Here is a 10,188-nt window from a genome sequence, read left to right on the forward strand (position 1 = left end):
CTATTTTTCGTTTTTCTGATAAAGACAAGCCCAAGGTGTCTTTAAGAATTCAAATTTTGTGTCCATTCCAAAAAGGCTTTCAGAATGTCCTATAAAAAGGTAGGAATGACGTGCCATTGACTTCCAGAAATTATCGATTGTAATTTTCTGAGCCGCTTCATCAAAATAAATAAGAACGTTGCGGCAGAACACAATATCAAAATTCCGCGCGCCCATATCAAAGCGAAGATTATGATAGTCAAAATGAATTGTCTTCATAAGCTCAGGCTTCACCTGATAGCCGCCCTCGCCTCTTGTAAAATAGGAAGCAAGATAATTCTGGGGAATTCCTGCAATGCGCGAGTCAGGATAAAATCCGGTCTGAGCGGTCATAAGGGATTTAAGCGAAATATCGGAAGCGACAATCTCAAAAGTATAGGGAGCAGGAAGCTTGTCCTTTAAAAGCATTGCCAGTGTATACGGCTCTTCGCCCGTTGAGCAGCCCGCGCTCCAGATTCTGATTTTAAAATCACCGATAGAAGATTTTTTTTCTTCAATAACATGGGGAACAACATAATTTATAAGGGCATCAAAATGCGGCTGGTTTCTGAAAAACCTTGTAAGATTTGTTGTAATGCTGTCAAGGAAAAGCTTGAATTCTTCCTTGTTCCCGGTTATAAGGCGGTGGTATTCACTCAGATCTGTGAGTTTTTTTTCCCGAAGCCTCTCTTTCAGCCTACTGTCAAGAATTGAACGGTTTGTCTCTGAAAAAGTTATTCCGCTTGCATCGTAAATGAGTTTTCTAAATTCGTTAAATTGTGTATCTGAAAGCAAATCTGCCATAACAATAAAATTATATAATCTAACAGAAAATTTGTAAACTAAAAACTGATTTTCACTAATTTTTATGATTTTTAAGAAGACTGCGGGCTTTAACTCGCTGAAATGGCACAGTTCAAAGCCCGCATTTTGCCTTTTTTAACTAAAGGAGCCTCTGAAAAAACGCTGAACAAGGCTGAAACGTATTTTCCACAGGCAGAATCCCTATTTTTCAACCCCGGATACCACAACGCCTTCTATAAAGAATTTCTGCGCCACAATGAAAATTATAAAAGGGAAGATGCAGGCTATCATGCTCGTTGCCATAACAAGATGAGTTTCTGTTGAATACATATTGCTGAACGATGAAAGCCCTATGCTGATAGGATATTTTTCAGGGTGTCCTGCAAGGTACAAAAGCGGATTAAAATAATCATTCCAAGCCCAGAAAAAGTGGAAGAGCCCGACAGAAATAACGGCAGGAACGCACTGCGGTAAAATGATTTTATACAAAGTCGCAACAGGTCCGCAACCGTCAATTCTTGCCGCTTCGTCCATTTCCTTTGGAATTCCAAGCATAAACTGCCTGAGCAAAAATACGTTATAGGCATTTGCAAAAAAGTGCGGAACAACTAAAGGCAGCCAGGTTCCGACCCAGCCGATTTTATAGAAAATAGTATAAAGCGGAATTAGCGTAACGGCGCCCGGCAAAACAATCGTCGCAATCAAAATCATAAAAAACTGCTTTTTCCCCGGAAAGCGAAACCTTGAAAATCCGTATGCAACTACAGTCGATGAAAGCAGCGTTCCAAAAGTCGTGATAAGTGCATAGAACAAAGTGTTTTTAAAGAGCCGCAGAAAATTTACCGCGTCCCAGCCTTTTTTGTAGTTTATAAACTGAAAATCAGTTTCCCAGACTTTTTCAAGCGAACGCCATTTTCCCTGCCAGACAATTTCTCCGCCACCGGGTTTTTCGGGGTCAATAAAAACAGAACTGTCACGGCCTTTCTTTATGACGGCAAGCGCTTTTTTTGTTCCGTCGTCCATAGGAACTAATAAAATTTCGCAGTCCTTTCCATTGTATTTATATTTTTTAGGCGACATCGGAATCGGCGACTGATTCAGCGAAGACAGCTGTTCCTTGCTTTTAAACGAACTTGATACGCCGTAAAAAAACGGAAGAAGAAACATTACGAGCATAAACAAAGTTATTATTGTCAGCACACGGCCTTTTGCAGTTCTTGATTCTATTAATGTCATTTTGCACCTCCATCAGTTTTTATCGTTTGCATAGAACACCCATTTGTTCGATGTTCCGAACAGTACGATTGTAAAAATCATTCCTATAAAGAAAATAATCCAGGCAATGACCGCGCCATACCCCATGTTGAAATACGAAAACGCCTGCCTGTAAAAATATACCATCGGAAAATTAGTCTTTCCGTTCGGGAAGCCGTTTCCGTTGTTTATTACCATCGGTATCAGGAAAAACTGCATAAGACTGATTACATTGATAATCAGATTATAGAAAAGAACAGGTGTCATCATCGGAATTGTAACAGCCGTCATTCGCTGCCATGAATTTGCGCCGTCTATAGTTGCGGCTTCGTAAAGTTCTTTAGGAACGCCCTGCAACCCGGCAAGGAAAATCAGGATTGTATTTCCACAGCCCCAGAGCCCAATCAAAGTGTAAGAAATGTAAATCCATTTTGAACTGGAAAGCCATCTTACACCGGGCAAACCTTCTTGTTTAAGAATCAAATTAAACCAGCCTGTCTGTTCGTTCATAATTCCCTGCCAGATTAAAACACTCGCTACTAAAGGAATCATACTCGGCAGATAGAACAATGCACGAAAGACTTTTTTTCCGAAAACATATTCGTTATTAAGAAGAAAAGCGACAATCAGCGAAAAGCAGAACGAAACAGGAAGCGAAATCAAAGTATATTCAAAAATGTGTGCTATCGATTTCATTACGACGGGGTCATCTACGAGCGCTCTTTTCCAGTTGTCAATTCCCACAAAAGCCGTCGCTTCCGGCTGAATTAAATTGTAATTAAAAAACGAAAAAATAAAAGAGGCAATCATCGGACCTAAGAAAAATGCTAAAAATCCAACAAGCCAGGGCGAGATAAAAATCAAGCCCCATTTCTTTTCCCAACGCTGAACACCACTGGTATTAAGTTTTTTTGTCATAGCAATAAGTGCGGAACACCCCTGGAGGAAGATGTTCCGCCTGCCTCCTTTAGATAATTTTATTTATTCGCAGCTGAAAAAATGCCTTCCAAATTCTTCCGTAATTTTTCAGACTCTTTTTCAACAGAAAGGCCGTCATTATTTGTCAGGTTATCCCAGAATTCTCCGTAGCACGTAGAAGCTTCCTGAAAACTCGGCATCCAGGATTCATGGTTAGGGTTGTCTGCATACTTGATGCTTTCTTTGATAATGTCTGTATTTACAGTTACGTGCGGATAGCGTTCCTTGAAGAACTTTTCAAGAAAGCCGTCCTGTCTTGCAGTTATTGCAGGCATACCGCCGTAGATTTTCAAAAGGTCGTCTGATGCAGTCGTTACCAGATATGAGAGAACTTTGAATGCCTCTTCAGGATGTTTTGAGCCTTTCGGGATTTCAAAAGTATCTGCGTGCATTTTTGCAGTTGTCTTTCCGTTGTAAGACGGCATCGGATATACGTCCCACTGATAATCCATTTTTGCATAACCTGAATACCAGAGATGACACTGGAACATTGCAATTTTTCCTGATTCACCCCAGCTGCCGTTTGAAAGAATGTCAGAAGAACCATAAGGTCCGTTAGGAATAAAATGGTCTTTCCACATTCCGTCGTACGTCCAGTCCCAGGCATTAAGCCAGTTTGCAGGAATCTGCGCCTTATTGTCCTTGCCTACAAAAGTTCCCGGCCCGAACATAGTTCCGTAACCGCGCGCATCGCCCCACACAATTCCGAATCCCCACTGAACGATATGTTCAGGATCAAAATAAGGGTCTGTTGCATCATTTCCGTTTACGTCAACAGTAAGCTTCATACCGATACGGCGAACGCAGTCATAATCCCAAGTCCATTCCTTGCCGTTTTCGTCAATGTATTTTTCTCCGTAATTTTTCGGCGGAAGCGGAATTCCTGCTTCTTCAAAAAGTTCTTTGTTTACATAAAGATACGACGGATAAATTCCAAACGGAAGCCCGATAAGGCCGTCCTGCTCGTCACGATAAAAATCAACCATCGAAGCATCAAACTGCGAAAGGTCAAAATTGCTTTTCTCTACCAAAGGTTCAAGGTCAAGCCAGGCACCTTTAAAACTGTCACGTCCGCGGATTCCGACAGGGCCTACTACATCAGGCGCATTTCCGCCGGAAATCTGAGTTGCCAGAGTCTGAAATGCCTGTCCGTTGTCTACGATTTCAAGGACAAGTTCAATTTCATTCTGTGACTTGTTGAACTTATCAACCACCGCTTTCTGTGGAGCAAATGTCGGCTCATCAGAACCAGCCCCCAATCCTACAAACCATCTTACCTGCACTCTTTCAGTCTTTTTGCCACAGCCCGAAAACAGACCGGCAATTCCCAAAACCAAAGCACCTGCAGCAAGCACTCTCTTCAAAGTTTTCATAATTCCTCCTGAAAAAAAATCAAAAAAGAAGTCCCGGCTTCTGATTTGACTTTTTTATGCACATTCGCAATAAAATGAAAATGTGCAGTTTTGATAAATAAGCTTGCAACGCAAACTTTAACCGATTAACAGTAATGGTACATAGCTATAATGTTTGCGCAAACAAAATAGCACTAAAATTAGCAGCAGAAATAAATTACCGCTGCTTTATGTTTACGTAAACATATTCTAAACCCCGTTCTTTCATACTGTCAAGCACAAAATCATTTTTTTTGATGTTTTTAAATTTTATTGACAAAACTGACAAACAGATTTATCATATTTTTGTTTGCGCAAACATTTTTTTAAGGAAATTTTATGAAAGTATCAAAAATTTTTGAATCTTCAAAAGATTCAGAAAAACGCATTGCAACAATTCCGCCGGACAGCAGAAAAGCGCCTGACGGAAAGAACCTGTCATGTATAATCAACCTTGATTTGGAAAAACAGTTTCAGACAGTAAAGGGATTCGGCTGCGCAATCACAGAAAGCGCAGGATATGTTCTTTCTAATTTATCAAGCGACGGCAAAATGAAAATCGTCGAGTCGTGCTTCGGACAAAGCGAAAGCGACAACAATTATCAATTTGCGCGCACCCACATAAACTCCTGCGACTTCAGTCTGGAAAACTGGGCATGCGTTCCCCAAAAAGACGAATCGCTTGAAAGATTTTCTTTTGAACGCACAGATTTGTACATCACTCCTGTTTTAAAACAGGCTCTAAGTTTTAACAAAAACCTTTCAACGCTTGCAACGCCCTGGTCGCCTCCCGACTGGATGAAAACTAACAACGATATGAATCACGGCGGAAAACTCAAGCCTGAATACAAAAAACTCTGGGCTGACTATTTTGTAAAATTCATCAAAGGAATGAACGAGCGCGGAATAAAAGTTGACGGCGTATCAATTCAAAACGAGCCGGAAGCAGTACAGACTTGGGACTCGTGCATCTGGACAGGAACAGAAGAAGCAGAATTTGCCGTAAACTTTTTAAAGCCTGCCTTTGTAAAAAACGGACTTGAACAAATCAAGATTTTCATCTGGGACCACAACCGCGACAATATGTTAAAACGAATGAAAGAAAGCTTTGGCGTTGCAGGAGCAGACAAAGCCATTGACGGACTTGCATACCACTGGTATTCAGGCGACCAGTACGACAACGTAAAAGAATGTGCCGCACTTTTCCCTGACAAAGAACTGTTTTTTACGGAAGGCTGCATAGAAGGCGGAACGCGTCCTGACAAATGGTATTGCGGAGAACGCTACGGTCACAACATCATAAACGATTTGAACAGCGGCTGTACTGCCTGGATTGACTGGAACATGGCGCTCGACATTGACGGCGGTCCGAACCACGCAGGGAACAACTGCGATGCGCCGATTCTCGTAAACACTACTACAAAAAAAATCGTTTACCAAAGTTCATTTTATTTTATCGGACACTTTTCAAGATTCATACTGCCCGGCTCAAAAAGAATTTCGTGCACGATGATTCCGTTTATGACACCTGCGACTGTAGACGGCAAAATGGGAAACATGATGGAATCAACGTCATTCATTCGCCCCGACGGAAAAATTGTCCTTGTCGTAATGAACAGAACGGAAGACGATATGGTTTTTGAATTGAACTGCGCAGAAAAAAATTCAAAAGACAAAAACGGAAAAATGGATTATACTGTAAAAGTAAACAGCGAAAATTCGAACAGAACTTTTTTCTGTCCGCCAAGAAGTATTCAAACTTATCTTCTGGAAAATTCCTGACACTTTATTACAAGTATTCTTGAGGTCACTATGGTCACACAAAAAGATGTTGCAAATCTTGCCGGGGTTTCTTTTATTACAGTTTCCCGGGTAATAAACGGCGAACAAAACGTAAAAGAAGAAACCCGCCTCAAGGTACAGTCTGCCATTGACAAGCTCGGCTACTCCCCGAGTTTTGCAGGTCAGGTTTTAAACAGCGGCAAATGCAATACGATTGCAATCCTGACGCCAATTCCTTTCCGCCAGTCAATGAGGACATTTTATTTAATGGAAATTCTTTCAGGCATTGAAGAAATCTGCTCCAAAAATAAAATTGATATGCTGATTGGAATCGTTCCTGAGGCAGAGAATGATTCGAACTTTGATTACCTGAGACCTTACAAACAGAAAAAAGTCGACGGAATAATTTATGTCGGTTTAAAAAAAATCCCAAAAGAAATGTTTGCTGAACTCGACAAGCGCAAGCTTCCGTGTGTCGTCATCGGTGACCGCCCAAAAAACAAACTTATGTCCTGGGTCGACACAGACAATTATGAAGCCGGCTATAATTCAGCTCAGCAGATATGGAATCACGGACACAAGCAGATTGCCTTTATGGGAATTCACAAGGACATTTACAACGAAAACATCAATGACCGCGAAAAAGGTTTTTTGCAGGCGCTGAATGATCTTGGCGTAAAATATAATCCCGAGGACTACATAATCCGCACGGGGCTTCTCTCGCCTACGATAGATTCGGAAGTGCAGGAGGCTTTTTCAAAATGGAAGAAAAAACCGACTGCAATTTTTTGCAGTGCCGACTGGATGGTTCCCGGTACGATTCAGGGAATAAAAAAATGCGGGCTTTCAGTTCCTGAGGACGTGAGCATCGTCGGTTTTGACGGCTTTATAAACCTGACTTATTATTATATGAACATAGCGACGTTCCCTCAGCCGCTTAGAGAAATGGGCCAGCGCGCAACAGAGATTTTGCTGAACCACATAAAAAATCCGGCGCAAAAAAAAGAAACTGCAATTTTTAAAGTTCCTTTTCAGGACGGAGATTCACTGCGGAAAATCTAGGGAAGTGCAAATAATATAAAAGAAAATCCGTGGATTTTTTAACAGCACAATCCGCTAAACTGCACCTATTTTCCTAAGACAAATCCGCCAGCAAGTTGTCCAAGGCACACGCATATAATGCCGGAAACCAAAGTCAACGCAACATATACACCGCCAGCTGATGCGTGTCCGCCAGAGAAAAGTCCTGCACTTTCAAGCGCGAATGTGGAAAAAGTCGTAAATCCGCCGCAAAAGCCTGTTTTCAAAAACAAAATAAGCGCAGGGGAAATCTGTCCGTCTGCCTTCTGCACAGCTCCCGAGGCAAGTGCCGCAATCACCCCGACTGCAAAACATCCCAGGATATTTGTAAAAAAAGTCTGAAACGGAAAAACAGCCTTCACCGGCACAAGAGAAATCACATAACGAAGCGATGCACCCAGCGCACCACCGAATGCAACGCAAAGTATATTCAAAATCATACACAGATTATACCACATTTAATCCGCACACTGAATACCGCCTGTCTAAATAAAAGGCCGGGCGTTTCGTTGTAGGCTGGCAAAACTGATGCCTGCTAGACAAAACTTTTCTAGTGTAGAAAGATTTTTCTTTCCTAAATGTCGCAATGGAGATTTTGTTTATAATGCAGGAATTGACAATGTACACAATGTAACTGTACAGCAATTCTTTTGAACACTCCCCTTTTCTGATTTTGGGAAATTAGCAATCAAAGAAGCTTATAAAGCAGCATATATCGCCTGTGTTCAAAAAAAATGTCATTTGAAAATGAACAGGTGAAAGTTGCAAAAAATTGAAATTAACTCCAGATGGAAAGATTTCATTATATTACCACGAAAACTCGAAAAAAAAGGCACCAGATTTCTCTGATGCCTTTACAGGATTTAAGAACTGTAATTATTCAAAATTCTTCTTCAATTCATCGAAACTAACTTTTCCGTCAATTTCCCGCACTTGAATTTTACCTGAAAGAACGTTGAAGAAAAATTCTGCTATATCTTTTACATTAAGTTCAGGACCTTTTTCTCCGTTTGATTTTGTCAGGGAATATGTTTTTAATATCTGGTTTCCAAGGCTGGCAGAGATGATAAGGAAATGATTTTCCATTTTTTCCATATCAATCAAGTCACTTACAAGAACACGGCTGGCAACGCTGTAACTGTTGATTAATGTCTGCGTTCCATTATCATCTGTTAAAACGGTTCGCTGCGTATCGTTTTCAAAGTCAATCTTGATTTTTCCAGTGTTAGGCTTTTCATCTTCTTCCTTATAAAGAGAGCCCAAGTCTGCAAGAGAAAGATTCCAGAATTCTGTTCCCGGAAGGAAAGACATAGGTTCTACAGAAAATGCAGTTGGATAAAGCAGATAGTTAATACCAGAAGCATTTACTTCAGGCGAATTAAATGTACCTATCATACAGCCTGCAAGAGTAAGGGTTCTGCTTGAAAAAACACCTCCTAATACAACGCAGTTTTCCAGCTGAATTTCCGTACCATAAATTGAACCGCATACCATACAGTTTTTCATTTTTACAGTAGGCGCATTTACATCGCCGCCATAGATTGCACGCCCATTTGCAATTAAGGAAGATACACTTTGTGAGCTTGCGACAGATTTTACAAAATAAATCAAGCCCTTTGCATCGCTCTTTATATGAAGCTCCTTGTCTGCAAAAACCGCCTTTCTGAATTCTGCCGGACCATTGCTGATTTCAAGAAATTTTGCATAAGTAGAACCTTCAACCAATACATCTGTATCAACAATTACCTGCCGGTCAAGTTCTGCATTAGTTCGTGGAATAATGCTGGTTGCAACACGGTTATCGCGTAAAGTAATTGTATTCTGACCAAAGTCTTTATCATTAATATCTTTCATTTTTAGTTCTCCTGTTTATTCTCTTTTAGTTTTGTTAATACTTCGTAAACACGTCTTGATTTTTCATCAGTTAAATTCTGAAACTCTTTTTCAGCAATCAATGTAAAAGCATCATTTATTTGTTTCATTTCATTCTCATTGTTATTATTAGAATAATTTGAAACAAAATAGGTCTTTACTGTTTCATTGATTTTTTGAACAGAAACGCTGGATTTTGGATTAGAGAAACAATTATAGTCAACCATATCCGAATTCAAGCTTGAACTTTCTGTATAAATAACCGGAATATAATTCTCTTCTCCCGAATTACATTTTTTTTCAGTTACAATACTGTTTACTTTATTCGAATATGCGTTTTCTTGTACAACATTCTACGCCAACCCATCTATAGCCTGTAGAACACGGGCTTTTGCATTGGCGATAATAAGCTGCTGCTGAACGATTTCATCCTCATTAACTCCAAGTAAATTACCACCGGCAGAGCCGGTGGCTTTGATTCGCCATAAATGGCCTGCCACAAACTGCGGCAAGCCGCGTAGCAGCGCGAGTTATAATCAAAAGTTGTGGATGAGTTAATTTAAAAATAGAAAAAGAGACTGAGATTTGTTAAAGTTTAATGACCAAAACAAAACAGAAACAAAGGACAGTCTCTTATGGAAAACATTTTACAGTGGAATTGGGAAAAAAGCACTACAAACAGTGCAGATTTTTTTGAAAATCTTGTTCGAGAATCGGCAAGAAAGATGCTCGCAGCGGCATTGGAAAGCGAAGCTGACCAGTTCATCCAGAAACATCAGCATAAGCTGGATGCAGACGGGCACAGAACGGTGGTCAGAAACGGATATATGCCGGAACGTGAAATTCAGGCAACATGCGGAAACATCAAGGTCCGGCAGCCTCGCATTGATGACCGTGTTCTTCCTGATTCAGAGCGTTTTACAAGTGCGATTCTTCCCAAGTTCATGCGGAAGACTAAAATGCGCTATTTAGTCAACACAAAAATTCTACAGGTTTAAGGTGTAAAGTT

Annotated in this window: 9 protein-coding genes and 1 pseudogene; 3 read left to right on the plus strand and 7 right to left on the minus strand. The window is 40.5% G+C overall.

Translation table 11 applies throughout. The annotated features are described in order from the left end of the window. From ACI4L0_RS09740 to ACI4L0_RS09755, 4 genes are all read right to left on the minus strand, one after another. A complete protein-coding gene (locus tag ACI4L0_RS09740) occupies positions 1-822 on the minus strand; it encodes a CheR family methyltransferase (RefSeq protein WP_439799981.1) in 822 nt (273 codons plus the stop codon). A 201-nt stretch (positions 823-1,023) separates the two neighbouring features. Next, on the minus strand, positions 1,024-2,058 hold the full coding sequence (locus ACI4L0_RS09745) for a carbohydrate ABC transporter permease (RefSeq protein WP_439799982.1): 1,035 nt from the start codon (positions 2,056-2,058) through the stop codon (positions 1,024-1,026). 12 nt (positions 2,059-2,070) lie between these two features. Further along, a complete protein-coding gene (locus ACI4L0_RS09750; protein ID WP_439799983.1) occupies positions 2,071-2,994 on the minus strand; it encodes a carbohydrate ABC transporter permease in 924 nt (307 codons plus the stop codon). A gap of 59 nt (positions 2,995-3,053) precedes the next feature. Next, the gene (locus ACI4L0_RS09755; protein WP_439799984.1) at positions 3,054-4,427 is read right to left on the minus strand and encodes an ABC transporter substrate-binding protein; all 1,374 of its coding nucleotides are present in this window, start codon (positions 4,425-4,427) and stop codon (positions 3,054-3,056) included. A gap of 357 nt (positions 4,428-4,784) precedes the next feature. On the opposite strand from ACI4L0_RS09755, the gene ACI4L0_RS09760 reads away from it, so the two are divergent. Further along, positions 4,785-6,227 (plus strand): glycoside hydrolase family 30 protein, encoded by a 1,443-nt coding sequence (locus ACI4L0_RS09760; RefSeq protein WP_439799985.1) that lies wholly within the window; start codon positions 4,785-4,787, stop codon positions 6,225-6,227. A 30-nt stretch (positions 6,228-6,257) separates the two neighbouring features. Further along, positions 6,258-7,289 (plus strand): LacI family DNA-binding transcriptional regulator, encoded by a 1,032-nt coding sequence (locus tag ACI4L0_RS09765; protein ID WP_439799986.1) that lies wholly within the window; start codon positions 6,258-6,260, stop codon positions 7,287-7,289. Positions 7,290-7,354: 65 nt separating this feature from the next. Here the strand turns inward: ACI4L0_RS09765 and ACI4L0_RS09770 are convergent, their stop codons facing one another. The 3 genes from ACI4L0_RS09770 to ACI4L0_RS09780 all read right to left on the minus strand — a co-directional run bounded on the left by ACI4L0_RS09770 (position 7,355) and on the right by ACI4L0_RS09780 (position 9,406). Next, a complete protein-coding gene (locus ACI4L0_RS09770) occupies positions 7,355-7,747 on the minus strand; it encodes a fluoride efflux transporter FluC (RefSeq protein ID WP_439799987.1) in 393 nt (130 codons plus the stop codon). A 436-nt stretch (positions 7,748-8,183) separates the two neighbouring features. Next, on the minus strand, positions 8,184-9,161 hold the full coding sequence (locus tag ACI4L0_RS09775; RefSeq protein ID WP_439799988.1) for a hypothetical protein: 978 nt from the start codon (positions 9,159-9,161) through the stop codon (positions 8,184-8,186). A gap of 2 nt (positions 9,162-9,163) precedes the next feature. Further along, complete coding sequence (locus tag ACI4L0_RS09780) at positions 9,164-9,406, minus strand: hypothetical protein (protein WP_439799989.1); 243 nt, start codon at positions 9,404-9,406, stop codon at positions 9,164-9,166. A gap of 408 nt (positions 9,407-9,814) precedes the next feature. Here ACI4L0_RS09780 and ACI4L0_RS09785 point away from each other — a divergent pair. Continuing rightward, positions 9,815-10,135 (plus strand): annotated as a pseudogene (locus ACI4L0_RS09785) (transposase); the annotation flags it as partial. Positions 10,136-10,188 lie beyond the last annotated feature (53 nt).

Origin of the sequence: Treponema sp., from assembly GCF_051883275.1 — a bacterium.
In the GTDB taxonomy this organism is placed as follows: Bacteria; Spirochaetota; Spirochaetia; order Treponematales; family Treponemataceae; genus Treponema_D.